The sequence below is a fragment of the Kitasatospora azatica KCTC 9699 genome (assembly GCF_000744785.1).
Classification (GTDB): Bacteria; Actinomycetota; Actinomycetes; order Streptomycetales; family Streptomycetaceae; genus Kitasatospora; species Kitasatospora azatica.
On sequence record NZ_JQMO01000003.1, the window covers coordinates 3,111,078 to 3,126,225 of the forward strand.

Below are 15,148 nucleotides of genomic sequence, written 5' to 3' on the forward strand. Positions count from 1 at the left end.
TCGATTCGGGAGAGGACGGCGCCGGCATGGGCTGGGTAGATGACTGGAGTGCGCAGGCTGCCTGCCGCACGACTGATCCGGACGAACTGTTCGTCCAGGGGGCGGCGCAGAACCGGGCAAAGGCGGTGTGCAGCGGGTGTCCCGTACGCACCGAATGCCTGGCTGACGCGCTGGACAACCGCGTGGAATTCGGGGTCTGGGGCGGGATGACCGAGCGGGAGCGCAGGGCGCTGCTGCGCCGCCGCCCGACGGTGATCTCCTGGCGTCGGCTGCTGGAGACCGCTCGGACGGAGTACGAGGAGTCGCTCGCCACCGGCGTGATCCTTTCGGACTACGCGCAGGCGGGCTGACCGGGCGGCCCCAGATCGTCGGGGTCGCCCCACGCGGCACTCGGGCCAGCCTCGCGCGTCGCTCCGGACTCGCAGGTCACTCTGGACTCGCTCGTCACTCGTGCCCGCTCGTCAGTCCGCCTCGCCATGTCCGTCGGCGAGCTGACGGCCGATCAGTCGCAGCCCGTCCAGATCGTGTACATCTCCGGCCAAAGCGGGCACTTCGACCATCGGCACATCGGGATAGACCGAGACGAACCGGTCCCTGGTGCGCCGCTCGCGGCCCATCACCTCCACCCGCTCGGCGTGCAGCCTCAGCAGCCCGGCAGCCAGCGCCTCCGCCTCGGCCTGCCGTGGCTCGTGCTCCGTGCCGTTCTCCTCCAGCAACTGGGCCGCGGCCTGGGCCCGCTCGGCGGTGAGCTGCGGTGCCCCGGTCCAGTGCACCCGGTTCAGCACCAGGCCGGCCAGCGGCATCTCGTCGGCGGCCAGCCGGTCCACGAAGTACGCGGCCTCGCGCAGCGCGTCCCGCTCCGGCGCGGCGACCACCAGGAAGGCCGTGCCCTCCGCCTTGAGCAGTTGGTAGGTGCTCTCGGCCCGCTCCCGGAAGCCGCCGAACATCGAGTCCATCGCGGCCACGAAGGTCTGCAGGTCGGTGAGGAGCTGGGCGCCGAAGATCCGGCCCAGCGTGCCGGTGAGCAGGCCCATCCCGACGTTGAGGAACTTCATCGCGCTGCGCCCGCCGACCTTGGCCGGGGTCATCAGCACCCGGATGATCTTCCCGTCCAGGAAGGAGCCCAGCCGACTGGGCGCGTCCAGGAAGTCCAGCGCCGAGCGCGAGGGCGGGGTGTCGACCACGATCAGGTCCCAGCTGCCGGTGGCGCGCAGCTGGCCGAGCTTCTCCATCGCCATGTACTCCTGGGTGCCGGCGAACCCGGCCGAGAGCGACTGGTAGAAGGGGTTCTCCAGGATCGCCCGGGCCCGCTCGGGGTCCGCATGGGCCAGCACGACCTCGTCGAAGGTCCGCTTCATGTCCAGCATCATGGCGTGCAGTTCGCCCGGGCCGTCCGGACCGGCCGCCCCCTTGACCGGGCGGGGGGTGTTGTCCAGCTCGGTCAGGCCCATCGACTGGGCCAGCCGGCGGGCCGGGTCGATGGTCAGCACCACGGTGCGGCGCCCGCGCTCGGCCGCCCGCAGGCCGATCGCGGCGGCGGTGGTGGTCTTGCCGACCCCGCCCGAGCCGCAGCAGACGATGATCCGGGTGGCCGGGTCGTCGATCAGCCGGTCGACGTCCAGCCCTGCGGGCTCGGTGCCGGGCTGCTCATCTCGCTGGCTCATGCCGCCCCCTGTCGCTTCAGTTCGGCAGCCAGCCGGTACAGGCCGCCGAGGTCAACGCCCCCGCTGAGCAGCGGAAGCTCGTAGCCGGGCAGCTTCAGCCCGGCCAGGTCGGTCCGCTGCTCACGCTCCAGCGCGACCCGTTCGGCGTGCTCGCGGGCCTGCGCCAGCAGCGGATCGAGCAGCGGCTCCACCGCCGCCCGCCGGGTCGCCGCACTGCGCGAGCGCCCGCCGAGTCCGGCCTCCACCAGGGCGTGCGCCACCTCCTCGCGGTGGTCGCCGTGCACCGCGGCCACGGCCGCCGCGTCCAGCACCGGCGGGCGCACCATGTTGACCAGTACCCCGCCGGTGGGCAGTCCGGCCGCGCGCAGCTCGGCGAAGCCGTCCACGGTCTCCTGCACCGGCATCTCCTCCAGCAGGGTGACCAGGTGCACCGCGGTCTCCGGGGACTTCAGCACCCCCATCACCGCCTGGGCCTGACTGTGTATCGGGCCGAACCTGGCCAGGCCCGCCACCTCGGAGTTCACGTTGAGGAACCTGGTGAGCCGACCGGTCGGCGGCGCGTCCATCACCACCGCGTCGTACACCCGGCGCCCGTCCGGACCCTTGCGGCGGGCCGCCTCGCAGGCCTTGCCGGTCAGCAGCACATCGCGCACGCCGGGGGCGACGGTGGTGGCGAAGTCGACGAAGCCGACCTTCTGCAGCGCCTTCCCGGCCCGACCGAGCTTGTAGAACATGTCGAGGTACTCGAGCAGTGCCTGCTCGGTGTCGATGGCGAGCGCGAAGACCTCGCCGGTCCCGCCGCCGGTCCCGCCGCTCTTGGCGCCACCGGGCAGCCCCAGCTTGGCGGGCGAGACGGTGGCCACCTTGCGCTCCTCGTAGGGCAGCGCGGCGATCCCGAACAGCTCGGCGAGACCCTGACGGCCCTCCACCTCGATCAGCAGGGTGCGCCGGCCCTCGGCCGCCAGCGCCAGCGCCAGTGCCGCCGCCAGTGTGGTCTTGCCGGTGCCGCCCTTGCCGCTCACCACATGCAGCCGCACGCCCTCCCAGTCCACGCTCCGCCTCCGTCCGCTCGCCGGTGCCCTCCTCGCGAGCGTAACCAGCGACCGCTGCGGATGCCGGGAGCATCCGACTGCCGACCCGGTCGGCGGCCCGGTTTGTGTCCCACCTCACATCGGACAGCCGTGCCCGCCGACCGTCTAGAGTCACCCCCATGACCAAGTGGGAATACGTAACGGTGCCGCTGCTCGTGCACGCGACCAAGCAGATCCTGGACACCTGGGGCGAGGACGGCTGGGAGCTGGTCCAGGTGGTGCCCGGGCCGAACAACCCGGAGCAGCTGGTGGCCTACCTCAAGCGGGAGAAGAACTGATGGGTGCCGTTGAGAGCCGGCTGGCCGAACTGGGCCTGACCCTGCCCGAGGTGGCCGCCCCGGTGGCCGCGTACGTCCCCGCTGTGCGCAACGGCGACCAGGTGCTGACCTCCGGCCAGCTGCCGATGGTGAAGGGCAAGCTGGAGAACACCGGCAAGGTCGGCGCCGAGGTGACCGCCGAGGAGGCCAAGGCGCTGGCGCAGATCTGTGCGCTCAACGCGCTGGCCGCCGTGAAGTCCGTGATCGGTGACCTGGACAAGGTCGAGCAGGTGGTCAAGGTGGTCGGCTTCGTCGCTTCGGCCCCCGACTTCACCGGCCAGCCGGGTGTGGTGAACGGTGCCAGCGAGCTGCTCGGCCAGGTGCTCGGCGCCGCCGGGGTGCACGCCCGCAGCGCGGTCGGCGTGGCTGTGCTGCCGCTGGACGCGCCGGTCGAGGTGGAGATCCAGGTCCGGGTCCGGGACTGACCTCGGGGACTGACCGCTTGTATGTGATCGCCCGAGTGTGATCGCTCGGGCTTGATCGCCCGGCCTTGATCGGTTGGGCCTTCTCAGCAGCGTGTCCGGGTGCATAGCATCCGGACATGGCTGCTGATCTGCCCGGCTCGACACACCTCGTGCCCCCGGCCGCGCTTCCGATGCCGCCGAGCTGGCCCGCCCGGATCCGGGCGCTGGCGGCCGGTCGGCTGACTCCACCGGTGCCCAAGCCCGCGGCGACCGTGGTGCTGCTGCGCGACGGCGCCGCCGGGCCGCAGGCGTACCTGCTGCGGCGGCGCAGCTCGATGGCTTTTGCGGCCGGCATGTACGCCTATCCGGGTGGCGGCGTGGACCCGCGCGATGCCGAGCAGGCGCCCGCCTGGGCCGGCCCCAGCCCCGAGCAGTGGGCGGCCCGGCTCGGGGTGGACCGGGCGACGGCGCAGGCGGTGGTCTGCGCGGCGGTGCGGGAGACCTTCGAGGAGGCCGGCGTGCTGCTGGCCGGCCCTGATGCCGTCACCATGGCACCGGAGCAGGACTGGAGCGCCGAGCGGGCCGCACTGGAGGCGCACGAGCTCTCCTTCGCCGAGTTCTGCCGGGAGCAGGGCCTGGTGCTGCGCAGTGACCTGTTGGGCGGCTGGGCCCGCTGGGTGACGCCGGCTTTCGAGGAGCGTCGGTACGACACCTGGTTCTTCGTCGCCGCGCTGCCGTCCGGACAGCGGGCCGCGCGCGAAGTGGGCGAGGCGGACCGGGTGGCCTGGCTCTCCCCGGCCGAGGCCGTCCAGGGCTATGCCGAGGGGCGGTACGGCATGTTGCCGCCGACCATCTCGGTGCTGCGCGAACTGTCGGCGCTGCGGACGGCGGGCGAGGCGCTCGAAGCGTCCGAGCGGCGCACACTGACCCCCGTACTCGGGCAGGCCGAGCTGACGGGAGATCGTATGACCATCAGATGGTCCGGGTATGAGGAGCTGACCATCGATGGTGACTACCCCGAGGAAGGACCCCAGACCGATGATCCACAATGACGTGGCTCGCGTGCGTGCCCTCCCCGCCCGCACCCTGGAGCCCCGCAGTTCGGCGCCCCGCGGTTCGGAGCCTCGCAGTTCGGAGTGCCGCAGCCTGGAGCCCCGCAGTCTGGCGCCGCGCAGTCTGGAGCCGCGCGGCGTCGAGCCCCGCGCCCTGGTTCGGCCGCTGAGCTGCGACTGGACCGACCTGCCGGCCGACCCTGCTCCGCGCGCCCTGGTCCGTGACTTCGACATCCGTCCGCTGGTCCGATCGACCGAGGGCGGCCGGTGAGCGCTTCCAGCCGCTCGGGCGCGCTGCCCGGTGACCCCGCCGACACCGTCGGCGGGGCCGCCACCGCGCGCGCCCTCTGCCTGCTCGCCCCCAACCCGTCCCCGATGACGCTGGACGGCACCAACACCTGGTTGCTCTGCGAGCCCGGGTCGGAGCTGGCCGTGGTGGTCGACCCCGGGCCGCTGGACGAGGGCCACCTGCGCACGGTGATCGACGCGGCCGAACGCCAGGGCCGCCGGATCGCGCTCACCCTGCTGACCCACGGTCACCATGACCACGCCGCCGGCGCGGCCCGGTTCGCCGAGCTGACCGGCACTCAGGTCCGGGCGCTGGATCCGGCGCACCGCCTGGGCGACGAGGGGCTGCACGGTGGTCAGGTGATCGAGGTCGGCGGCTTGGAGCTGCGGGTGGTGGCCACCCCCGGCCACACCGCCGACTCGCTGACCTTCCACCTCCCGGCGGACGGCGCGATCCTCACCGGCGACACCGTGCTCGGCCGGGGCACCACCATGGTCGCCCACCCCGACGGGGTGCTCGGCGACTACCTCGACTCGCTGCGCCGGCTGCGCGGCCTCGCCGCAGAACACGGCGTGCACACGGTGCTGCCGGGACACGGACCGGTGCTGGCCGACGCGCTCGGCACCGTGGAGTACTACCTGGCCCACCGGGCGGCCCGGCTCGCCCAGGTCGAGACGGCGGTGGAAGCCGGCTACCGAACCGCCGAACAGGTGGTGGCCCGGGTCTACGCCGACGTGGACAAGGCGCTCTGGCCGGCCGCCGAGCTGTCGGTGCGGGCGCAGTTGCGGTACCTGGAGGACCACGGACTCATCTGAGTGCCCGTGGTCCTCCAGGTATCGCCTGCGCCGGGGCAGCCACCGCCCGCTGGGGCGGCTGCCCGCTGAGCCGGGGCAGCCGCGCTCCGAGCTGGGGCGGCTGCCGGCAGAGTCGGGGCAGCCGCGTTCCGAGCTGGGGCAACTGCCCGCCGAGTTCGGCCGGCTGCCGCCCGCGCCGGGTCAGCGCGACCGGCGGGAGAGCCGCTCGACGTCCATCAGGACGACCGCACGGGCCTCCAGCTTGAGCCAGCCGCGGCCCGCGAAGTCGGCCAGCGCCTTGTTCACCGTCTCGCGGGAGGCGCCGACCAGCTGGGCCAGCTCCTCCTGGGTCAGGTCGTGGGCGACGTGGATGCCCTCCTCGGACTGCACGCCGAAACGGCGGGACAGGTCCAGCAGCGCCTTGGCCACGCGGCCCGGCACGTCGGAGAAGACCAGGTCGCTCATCACGTCGTTGGTGCGCCGCAGTCGACGGGCGATCGCCCGCAGCAGCGCGATCGAGACCTCGGGGCGGGCGTGCAGCCAGGGCTGCAGGTCACCGTGGCCCAGGCCGAGCAGCTTGACCTCGGTCAGGGCGCTGGCGGTGGCGGTACGCGGTCCGGGGTCGAAGAGCGAGAGCTCGCCGATCATCTCGCTGGGGCCGAGCACCGCGAGCATGTTCTCGCGGCCGTCCGGCGAGGCCCGGTGCAGCTTCACCTTGCCCTCGGCGACCACGTAGAGGCGGTCACCCGGGTCGCCCTCGTGGAAGAGCGACTCACCACGGGCGAGGGTCACCTCGGTCATGGAAGCGCGCAGCTCGCCGGCCTGTTCGTCGTCGAGCGCCGCGAAGAGCGCGGCGCGCCGCAGAACATCGTCCACGTGCTTCCTCCTTCTCGGCCGACCTCGGTGCTGAGGCGGTCGGCTCACGTGCTGAAACAGTGCTCTTCATCACCAAGCATGGCGCATGTCGCTCCGATCATATGAGGAGGGGGTGCGCAGTGGAGCCCGGTACGCGGCCATCCGTACGCATTGGTAACCACCGGAGTGCCCCGCTCGGGGGAGTGCGGTGGCGGATGGGGGCTCAGTGGCGCAGCGGCTTGGAGAGGTCGTCGTCGCCGACCACCCGGTAGACCGCGCCACCCAGTGAGGGGCCGACCAGGCCGGCCAGCCGGTCCGTCCGCCGCTGCTCGCTGGGCGCCAGCCGCTCCATCCAGGCCGGCCTGGACTTCGCCGACCGCTTCCACCGCACCGTGGACATCATCCTGGCCGGGTACGCGCAGAGTTAGGCGGGATCGGACCTCGTGGTGTCGGGCCGGCGGCGTAGCCTTCGTCCATGGCAGAGAGCAAGGTCCCGAAGGCCAAGGGCAAGCAGGAGTCGCAGCTGGCGATGGTGCGGCGGGCGCGCAAGATCAACCGTGGGTTGGCGGAGCTCTACCCGTACGCGCACCCCGAGTTGGACTTCGAGAACCCCTTCCAGCTGTTGGTGGCCACGGTGTTGTCGGCCCAGACCACGGACCTGCGGGTGAACCAGACCACTCCGGCGCTGTTCGCGAAGTACCCGACACCGAAGGACATGGCGGCCGCCGTGCCGGAGGAGTTGGAGGAGTTGATCCGCCCGACGGGGTTCTTCCGGAACAAGGCCAAGTCGCTGATCGGCCTGTCGATCGCGCTGCGCGACGAGTTCGGCGGCGAGGTGCCACGGAAGCTGGAGCAGTTGGTCACCCTGCCGGGGGTGGGCCGCAAGACCGCGAACGTGGTCCTGGGCAATGCCTACGGCGTGCCGGGGATCACCGTGGACACCCACTTCGGGCGGCTGGCCCGGCGGTTCGGCTGGACCACCGAGGAGGACCCGGTGGCGGTCGAGGCCGCGGTCGCGGAGATCTTCCCGAAGTCGGAGTGGACGATGCTCTCGCACCGGGTGGTCTTCCACGGTCGTCGGGTCTGCCATTCCCGCAAGCCTGCGTGCGGCGCCTGCGCGATCGCGCCGCTCTGCCCCTCCTACGGCGAGGGCGAGACCGACCCCGAGAAGGCACGCAAGCTGCTCAAGTACGAGATGGGCGGGCAGCCGGGGCAGCGGCTGCGCCCGCCTGCCGACTACCCCGGCCGTCCGGCGGCGGGGTTGGGCGCAGGCCCGGCAGCGGCTGCAGCGGCTGAGGACGTGGCGCCGGGTGGACCGGCCACGGGTGACGGGGAGGGCTGAGTGAAGAGCGACAGTGAGCAGTCGTTGATCATGCGAGACGGCCTGCCGGACTGGCTGCTGCCGGTCCGGTCAGCGGCCGAGACGGTCCGGCCCGAGCAGCTGAGCCGCTTCCTGCCGCCGGCCGAGGGCGGTCGGCACTCCGCCGTGCTGCTGCTCTTCGGCGAGGGGACGGACGGCCCCGACCTGCTGCTGACCAAGCGGTCACCCTCGCTGCGCTCGCACGCCGGTCAGGTCTCCTTTCCCGGCGGGACCTTGGACCCGGTGGACGGTGACCCGAACGGGGCTGGCCCGGTGGCGGCCGCGCTGCGCGAGGCGGCCGAGGAGACCGGGCTGGACCCGAGCGGTGTGCAGGTCTTCGCGACGCTGCCGGCCCTCTACATCCCGGTCAGCGACTTCGTGGTGACGCCGGTGCTGGGCTGGTGGCGGCGGGAGAGCCCGGTCGCGCCGGTGGACCCGGGGGAGACCGGCGCGGTCTTCCGGGTGCCGCTCGCGGCGCTGGCCGATCCGGCTCGGCGCGGTCGCTTCCGCCACCCCTCGGGCTTCGCCGGGCCGGCCTTCGAGGTGGACGGACACGTGGTCTGGGGGTTCACCGCCGGAGTGATCGACCGGGTGCTCCACTACAGCGGGCTGGAGCGACCGTGGGACAGCTCGCGCATTATCGGCCTGCCATGAGGTAGGTAAGGCGGGACAGAACGGTTACCGGGTCCGCTGCCGGGCGGTACCTGGTCCATGGGAGGGTGGCGGGGTGAACGTGCTGGATCTGCTGCTGCTCGCCGCCGCGATCGGCTTTGCCGTGTCCGGGTACCGGCAGGGATTCGTGGTCGGCATCCTCTCCGTGTTGGGGTTCCTCAGCGGCGGGCTGATCGCGGTGCAGCTGCTGCCGCTGGTACTCAGCCACCTCAGCCCCGGCACCACCGCATCGGTGGTGGCGGTCGTGGTGGTGATCGTCTTCGCGGCGATCGGCCAGGCGGCCACCACCCAGCTCGGTTGGAAGCTGCGCGGGCGGATCGGCGGCAGTCCGGCCAAGGTGCTGGACGCGCTCGGCGGCTCGGTGGTGAACGTGCTGTCCATGCTGCTGGTCGCCTGGCTGATCGGATCGGCGCTCGCCGGGACCTCGATGCCCACCGTCTCCAAGCAGGTCCGCACCTCCAAGGTGCTCGGCGGGGTGCAGGAGGCGCTGCCGGCCGACGCGCCGAACTGGTTCTCCGACTTCAGCAAGGTGCTGTCGCAGAACGGCTTCCCGCAGGTCTTCAACCCCTTCGAGCACGAGCCGATCACCGACGTCCAGGCACCGGACCCGGCGCTGGCCGGCAGTCCGGCGCTGGCCAAGGCCAGGCAGAGCCTGGTGAAGGTGGTCGGCACCGCGAGCTCCTGCGGCAAGACCCTGGAGGGCAGCGGCTTCGTCTTCGCCCCGCACCGGGTGATGACCAACGCCCACGTGGTCGGCGGAGTCGACGAGCCGACCGTGCAGATCGGCGGCACCGGCCAGCTCTACGACGCCACGGTGGTCCGCTACGACTGGCAGCGCGACATCGCGATCCTCGAAGTGCCGAAGCTGACCGCGCCGCCGCTCTCCTTCGCGGGGGAGGCGCACAGCAACGACAGCGCGATCGTGGCCGGCTTCCCCGAGAACGGCGCCTTCAACGTGCAGCCCGCGCGGATCCGCGGGCGGATCCAGGCCAACGGGCCGGACATCTACCATCGCGGCCAAGTGGTCCGAGAGGTCTACTCGATCCGGTCGGTGGTCCGCCAGGGCAACAGCGGCGGCCCGCTGCTGACCCCCGACGGCGAGGTCTACGGCGTGGTCTTCGCCAAGTCCCTGGACAGCGCGGACACCGGTTACGTGCTGACCGCGGCCGAGGTGAAGCCCGATGCGACCGAGGGCAGCACTGCCAGCAGCCGGGTGGACACCCAGGGCTGCGCACTCTGACAGCTGACACCGTGTCCGTCCGCTTGCCCGGAACGGAATCCGGCGGTCCGTCAGTTCCTCCTGATAGCGTCGGCCGCGCTCACTCGATTGGCTCAACAGGCAGATCTCGAGTGGGCGGACACACGGCGACACGAAGGAGTAACCGGCCATGATGGGTCATTCGCACGCGGTCAGCGGTGCGATGTTGTACGCGGGCGCAGCCCCGTTCCTGCCGCCCCTGGTGCTGCACACCCACCTGAAGCCGGCCGACATCCTGCTCGGCACGGTGCTCTGTGCCGGCGCGGCGCTGCTCCCCGACCTGGACCACCACGACGGGACGATCGCCAACTTCCTCGGCCCGATCTCCAAGGTGCTCTGCCGGTTCGTCGCCTGGGCCTCGGGTGGCCACCGCCACGCCACCCACTCGCTGCTCTTCGTGGCTCTGATGGGCTTCGGCAGCTGGGCCGGGGTGCAGTTCCTGGGTCGCCCGTTCACCATGGGCCTGACGTTCTTCCTGCTCGCGTTGGCGATCAAGTCGCTGCGACTGCACCCGCCCGGTGATGGGGTGACCACCTGGTTGACCATCATGGGCCTCGCGGTGGTGGGCACGGCGGTGATGGACAAGTGGATGCCGAGCGCCCCGGGTTGGCTGCCCTACGCGGTGGCCCTGGGCACCCTGGCCCACCTGCTCGGCGACTGCCTCACCAAGCAGGGCGCGCCGCTGCTTTGGCCGCACAAGGAGCGCTACGAGATCGTGCTGATCAAGCGCAGCGGGAACGATGTGGAGACGAAGGTCCTGGTGCCGATCATGACGGTGGCGACCTTCGCGCTGCTCTGGTTCACCGCGCTGGAGCCGACGGTTCTGAGCTGAGGTTGCTCAGCTGACGGTTCTGATCTGACGTTGCTCAGCTGACGTTGCTCGGTTGACGTTGATCAGTTGACTGTGGCCGCTTGAGGGTGAGACCGGTGCGAGGCCTGGGCTGTTGGACGCTCAGGTCTCGCGCCGCAGTCGGGCACTGACCCAGCGGGCGCGACGGCCGAGAATGCGGGGGATACCCAGCGGGTGTGGCGCGGTGGACTGGTTCGAGGCGCTGCCTGGCCACTCGCCCTGATACGGGGGGACGCTCTGGCGTGCGGTGTTCTGGCCTACGGAGGTCTGCGAGCTGCGATTGGCACGTCGTCCGCGAGGTGCGGCGGCGCGATCGGGCATCCAGGTCATGCCTGATGGATGCCCCTGGGCCCGTTCGGGTAACCACCTTCGTTCGGGCGAAATGGCCTATGCCTACGTCATAGGAACATCTAGTCATATAAGAGCAATTGACGAGGTGGCACCTGTGGGCACGGCTGGGCCACGCATCGGAGCCCACGGACCAGGGCTCATGCATCAGAGCCCGCGAACCGGGGCCCACGCCTTAGAGTCCGCGGACCAGAACGTCAGCTAGCGCTTGTGCTGCTGGACCCAGGCGAGCAGCTCGGCGCTGAGCTCCTCGGGTGCCTCCTCGTGCGGGAAGTGGCCGACCCCCGGCAGCAGCCGCCACCGGTAGGGCGCCTCTACGTACTCGCCCGCGCCGAGCGCCGTGTGGGCGAGCAGCACCGGATCGGCCGCACCCTGAATGTGCAGGGTCGGCGCGGTCACCGGCTTCTTCATCCGGCGGGCGAACTGGATGCCGTCCGGGCGGCCCATCGAACGGATCAGCCAGCGGTACGGCTCGATCGAGCAGTGCGCGGTGCTGGGGATCCGCATCGCGTTGCGGTAGTTCTCCACCGCCTGGGCATCCAGCTGGTTGGGACCGGTCCAGTCGGCGAGGTACTGCGCGATCTGAGCAGCGTCCTCGGCGACCAGCCGGCGCTCCGGTATCCACGGTCGCTGGAAGCCCAACACATGGTCGAAGGCGGCCATCTGGCGGCGGTCCTTCAACAGTGCGCGCCGAAGGTGGCGCGGGTGGGCGGCGGAGACCACGGTCAGGCTCTGGATCACCGAGGGGCGCATCACGGCAGCGACCCAGGCGAGCGAGCCGCCGCTGTCGTGCCCGACGAGATGAGCGCTGTGCTCGCCCAGCGAACGGATCACGCCGGTGATGTCGAGCGCGAGATTGGTCGGGTCGTAGCCGCGCGGTGTGCGGTCACTGCCGCCCATGCCGCGCAGGTCCAGGGCAACGGCCCGGTAGCCGGCCTGGGCCAGGGCGGCCATCTGGTGCCGCCATGCCCACCAGTACTGGGGCCAGCCGTGCACCAGCAGGACCAGCGGGCCCTCACCCTGCTCGGCGATGTGGAACCTCGCGCCGTTCGCGGCAAGGTCGCGGTGGGTCCACGGACCGGCTGCCCGGACGTTCCATCCGGTCGCCCGGGTGGTGAGGGCCGAGGCACCGGACGTCGTTTTGGCGACCGGGGCTGTTCCCTGGCCCGACGGGTCGACAGTTGCGTCCATGACGGCCGCCCGCACGGTGGTCGCACGCCCGTCGTTGCCGAGCGGGCCCGTCTCGGTGCGGCCTGCCACGAAGCGGGGGGCGGTGGTCACGGGCGGAACGGGCGTCTGGTCGAGCGGCATACCGAGAGCGTTTCACATCCTGGCCGGGAACAAGGCCGTGGCAGTCGTACGAACTGGGAGGAGCTACGGCGGACACCGCACGGAGCTTTGGTGCGCTCAGCGCTCGAGCGATGCCCGCTCGGCTGCGGTGGCCGGCCGGGGACGGGCGTTCTTCAGTACGTCCGCGGTCGCCTGCGCGCCCTCGATGGTGCGGCGCGGCGGCTCGATCTTCTTGAACGACCGCCAGGCCAGCAGGCCCAGCACGGCGGCCAGCAGCAGATAGGCCAGCGCGACGAGTCCGAAGGCGCCGCCCAGCGGAACGCCCCAGTAGTGCAGCAGGTAGGCGGCCGCGAAGCTGGCCATCGGGATCGCGGCCAGGGCGATCACACCCGCGACCACACCCGACACGCTGCCCGCCACACCGCGCTTGACGTCCTGTCGGATCTCGGCCTTGGCGAGTGCGATCTCGTCGTGCACCAGGGCCGAGAGATCGGCGGTGGCCGCGGCGAACAGCTGCCCGACCGAGCGCTCGCCCTCGTAGGGCGCGCGGGAGCTGCCGGACGGGCCTGCGGATCCTGCGGACATCTGGTCTTCTCCTCTGCTGAGACTCCGGACAGCTCAGAATCATGCCCCTACTGGCCAGTCGGGCACCACTTCGGGTCATCCCTGCCGGACGGCGTGTCACCCGCCCGCACTGCTGGGCCGGCCGGACCAGTGGGGATCGTCCTGCTGGTAGACGTCCGGGATGCCGTCCCCGTCGCTGTCCCGGTCCTCCTCCTCGCAGAGCTGACGGTAGTGCCGGTTGCGCAGCTTGAGCAGGGTGGTCGCCACCACCGCGCAGAGCAGCGAGCCGATCAGAACCGCCGCCTTCGCACGGTCGGCCAAGGTGGCGTTGCCCGGGAACGCCAGCTCGCTGATCAGCAGGGACACGGTGAAGCCGATGCCCGCCAGGGTCGAGAGCGCGAAGAGGTCGGCCCACTTGAGCTGTGGGTTGAGTTCGGCCCTGGTGAACCGGGCAGCCAGCCAGGTGCCGCCGTAGATGCCCACGGTCTTGCCCACCAGCAGGCCGAGCACGATGCCCAGCGGCATCGCCTGGGTGAAGACCTCCTTGAGTGCAGCGGCCGAGATGGTCACGCCGGCCGCGAAGAGTGCGAAGACCGGGACCGCCACTCCGGCGGAGAGGGGGCGGACCAGGTGCTCGATGTGCTCACCGGGGGACTGCACCTCGTCCCCCTCACGGTGGCAGCGCAGTATCAGGCCCATGGCCACGCCGGCGACCGTGGCGTGCACGCCGCTCTCGTGCATCAGGGCCCAGACGACCAGGGCGAGCGGGACGAAGAGGTACCAGCCGTGCACCCCACGCCGGTGCAGGAACCAGAAGAGCACCAGCCCGGCCAGGGCCAGGCCGAGCGCCCAGAACTTGATGCCGGAGCTGTAGAAGATCGCGATGATCAGGATCGCGATCAGGTCGTCCACCACAGCCAGGGTGAGCAGGAAGGCCCGGAGGGCCGAAGGCAGGTGACTGCTCACCACGGCGAGGACGCCGAGTGCGAAGGCGATGTCGGTGGCGGTCGGGATGGCCCAGCCGGCGGGGTGGCCGCCGGCCCCGCTGTTGGCCACCGCGAAGACGATCGCGGGCAGCGCCACCCCGCAGACCGCCGCGACCACCGGGAGGAGCGCCGCACTCGGGGTGCGGAGCTCACCGGCCACGAACTCACGCTTGAGCTCGATGCCCGCTACGAAGAAGAAGACGGTGAGTAGCCCGTCCTTGGCCCAGGCCTCCAAGGAGAGGTCCAGGTGCAGCGGGGCGGACGGCCCGACGGTGTAGTGCAGCACGCTCTCGTAGGAGTGGGGCCACGCGTTGGCCCAGACGAGCGCGACGACGGCCGCGAGCAGCAGCAGGATGCCGCCGACGGTCTCGGTGCGCAGCGCGTCCGCGAGGAACCGGCGCTCCGGCAGCGGAAGCCGGCCGAGGAACTGGCGGCGCTGACGGGTCTCGACTGACGGGTCGTTGGGCGGTGGGCTGACCACGCGGGCGGACCTCCTGGGCACGGGAACGGCATGCGGATGCACCTGTGGTGCGGTGCCGACCAGACTTCCCGGCGCGCCTCGGAGAAACTGTCGCAATCCTGTCGCGACCTTGACAGTCTACGAGGTGTCGAGAGTACATATCCGGTTTGTCGCATTTTATGGCCGCATCGAGCGCCCGATCGGGAAGGCGTGCACGGCCTGCCCTGAGGGTGTCGGCCCGTCAGGCCCCGAGGTACCGAAGGACAGCCAGCACTCGCCGGTGGTCCGCCGCCGAAACCGGGAGGTCCAGCTTCAGGAAGATGTTGGCCACGTGCTTCTCCACCGCACGCTCCGTGACGACCAGCCCGGCCGCGATGGCGGCGTTGGAGCGCCCCTCGGCCATCAACGCGAGCACCTCCTGCTCCCGTGGGCTGAGCGCGGTGACCGCGTTGCGGGTGGGGCTGGCACCCATCAGCTGGTTCACCACCTCGGGATCGAGTGCGGTGCCACCGGCCGCCACCCGCTCGAGTGCGTCCACGAAGTCCTGAGCGTCGAGGACCCGTTCCTTGAGCAGGTACCCGACCCCCGCCGAGCCGCCGGCCAGCAGGCGGTTGGCGTACTGGGTCTCCACGTACTGCGAGAAGATCAGCACGGCCAGGTCGGGGTTGGCCGCCCGTAGCTCGATGACGGCTCGCAGTCCCTCGTCGCTGTGGGTCGGCGGCATCCGAATGTCGGAGACCACCAAGTCCGGGTGGTGCTCCAGGACTGCCACCCGAAGTTGCTCGGCATCCGCTACGGCCGCCGCGACCTGATGCCCTTCCTCCTCCAGCAGCTGGACCAGCCCCGCCCGAAGGATCGCGGTGTCCTCCGCCACTACCACTCGCATCTGTCTGA

18 protein-coding genes are annotated in these 15,148 nt (G+C 71.3%); 10 read left to right on the forward strand and 8 right to left on the reverse strand.

The genetic code is table 11. From position 1 onward, the window contains the following. Positions 1-26: 26 nt before the first annotated feature. Complete coding sequence (locus BR98_RS24525; RefSeq protein WP_035847575.1) at positions 27-350, forward strand: WhiB family transcriptional regulator; 324 nt, start codon at positions 27-29, stop codon at positions 348-350. Positions 351-461: 111 nt separating this feature from the next. Here BR98_RS24525 and BR98_RS24530 read toward each other — a convergent pair whose 3' ends face one another. Both BR98_RS24530 and BR98_RS24535 read right to left on the reverse strand, forming a co-directional pair. After that, on the reverse strand, positions 462-1,664 hold the full coding sequence (locus BR98_RS24530) for an ArsA family ATPase (protein ID WP_051970166.1): 1,203 nt from the start codon (positions 1,662-1,664) through the stop codon (positions 462-464). After that, positions 1,661-2,716 (reverse strand): ArsA-related P-loop ATPase, encoded by a 1,056-nt coding sequence (locus BR98_RS24535; RefSeq protein WP_035847579.1) that lies wholly within the window; start codon positions 2,714-2,716, stop codon positions 1,661-1,663. The genes BR98_RS24530 and BR98_RS24535 overlap by 4 nt, the downstream gene beginning before the upstream one ends. A gap of 158 nt (positions 2,717-2,874) precedes the next feature. On the opposite strand from BR98_RS24535, the gene BR98_RS39635 reads away from it, so the two are divergent. From BR98_RS39635 to BR98_RS24555, 5 genes are all read left to right on the forward strand, one after another. Continuing rightward, the gene (locus BR98_RS39635) at positions 2,875-3,033 is read left to right on the forward strand and encodes a DUF4177 domain-containing protein (protein ID WP_100889483.1); all 159 of its coding nucleotides are present in this window, start codon (positions 2,875-2,877) and stop codon (positions 3,031-3,033) included. Further along, on the forward strand, positions 3,033-3,497 hold the full coding sequence (locus tag BR98_RS24540) for a RidA family protein (protein ID WP_035847580.1): 465 nt from the start codon (positions 3,033-3,035) through the stop codon (positions 3,495-3,497). Before BR98_RS39635 ends, BR98_RS24540 begins: the two co-directional genes overlap by 1 nt. Positions 3,498-3,613: 116 nt before the next feature. After that, positions 3,614-4,528: an NUDIX hydrolase gene (locus BR98_RS24545; RefSeq protein ID WP_232247516.1), complete on the forward strand. Its 915-nt coding sequence runs from the start codon at positions 3,614-3,616 to the stop codon at positions 4,526-4,528. After that, a complete protein-coding gene (locus BR98_RS24550; RefSeq protein WP_157537922.1) occupies positions 4,515-4,799 on the forward strand; it encodes a hypothetical protein in 285 nt (94 codons plus the stop codon). Before BR98_RS24545 ends, BR98_RS24550 begins: the two co-directional genes overlap by 14 nt. Continuing rightward, positions 4,796-5,632 carry an MBL fold metallo-hydrolase gene (locus BR98_RS24555; RefSeq protein ID WP_035847585.1) on the forward strand — a complete coding sequence of 279 codons (837 nt, stop codon included), beginning with the start codon at positions 4,796-4,798 and terminating at the stop codon, positions 5,630-5,632. The genes BR98_RS24550 and BR98_RS24555 overlap by 4 nt, the downstream gene beginning before the upstream one ends. A 180-nt stretch (positions 5,633-5,812) precedes the next feature. On the opposite strand, the gene BR98_RS24560 is transcribed toward BR98_RS24555, so the two are convergent. Further along, positions 5,813-6,487: a Crp/Fnr family transcriptional regulator gene (locus BR98_RS24560; protein WP_030240972.1), complete on the reverse strand. Its 675-nt coding sequence runs from the start codon at positions 6,485-6,487 to the stop codon at positions 5,813-5,815. A gap of 202 nt (positions 6,488-6,689) precedes the next feature. Beyond that, positions 6,690-6,869: a hypothetical protein gene (locus tag BR98_RS39640; protein ID WP_157537923.1), complete on the reverse strand. Its 180-nt coding sequence runs from the start codon at positions 6,867-6,869 to the stop codon at positions 6,690-6,692. Between the two features lie 72 nt (positions 6,870-6,941). On the opposite strand from BR98_RS39640, the gene nth reads away from it, so the two are divergent. From nth to BR98_RS24580, 4 genes are all read left to right on the forward strand, one after another. Next, the gene (gene nth / locus BR98_RS24565; RefSeq protein ID WP_051970167.1) at positions 6,942-7,808 is read left to right on the forward strand and encodes an endonuclease III; all 867 of its coding nucleotides are present in this window, start codon (positions 6,942-6,944) and stop codon (positions 7,806-7,808) included. A gap of 30 nt (positions 7,809-7,838) precedes the next feature. Then, on the forward strand, positions 7,839-8,480 hold the full coding sequence (locus BR98_RS24570; RefSeq protein ID WP_051971163.1) for an NUDIX hydrolase: 642 nt from the start codon (positions 7,839-7,841) through the stop codon (positions 8,478-8,480). A 73-nt stretch (positions 8,481-8,553) separates the two neighbouring features. Next, positions 8,554-9,738: a MarP family serine protease gene (locus BR98_RS24575; RefSeq protein ID WP_035847592.1), complete on the forward strand. Its 1,185-nt coding sequence runs from the start codon at positions 8,554-8,556 to the stop codon at positions 9,736-9,738. Positions 9,739-9,886: 148 nt separating this feature from the next. Continuing rightward, a complete protein-coding gene (locus BR98_RS24580; RefSeq protein ID WP_035847593.1) occupies positions 9,887-10,588 on the forward strand; it encodes a metal-dependent hydrolase in 702 nt (233 codons plus the stop codon). 567 nt (positions 10,589-11,155) lie between these two features. Here the strand turns inward: BR98_RS24580 and BR98_RS24585 are convergent. From BR98_RS24585 to BR98_RS24600, 4 genes are all read right to left on the reverse strand, one after another. Next, positions 11,156-12,145 (reverse strand): alpha/beta fold hydrolase, encoded by a 990-nt coding sequence (locus BR98_RS24585; protein WP_083977613.1) that lies wholly within the window; start codon positions 12,143-12,145, stop codon positions 11,156-11,158. 216 nt (positions 12,146-12,361) lie between these two features. Next, positions 12,362-12,829, reverse strand: a complete 468-nt coding sequence (locus BR98_RS24590; protein ID WP_035847594.1) for a phage holin family protein — start codon at positions 12,827-12,829, stop codon at positions 12,362-12,364. Between the two features lie 96 nt (positions 12,830-12,925). After that, positions 12,926-14,275: a Na+/H+ antiporter NhaA gene (nhaA, locus tag BR98_RS24595; RefSeq protein ID WP_051970168.1), complete on the reverse strand. Its 1,350-nt coding sequence runs from the start codon at positions 14,273-14,275 to the stop codon at positions 12,926-12,928. A gap of 220 nt (positions 14,276-14,495) precedes the next feature. After that, positions 14,496-15,140 (reverse strand): response regulator, encoded by a 645-nt coding sequence (locus BR98_RS24600; protein ID WP_035847597.1) that lies wholly within the window; start codon positions 15,138-15,140, stop codon positions 14,496-14,498. Positions 15,141-15,148: the final 8 nt, after the last annotated feature.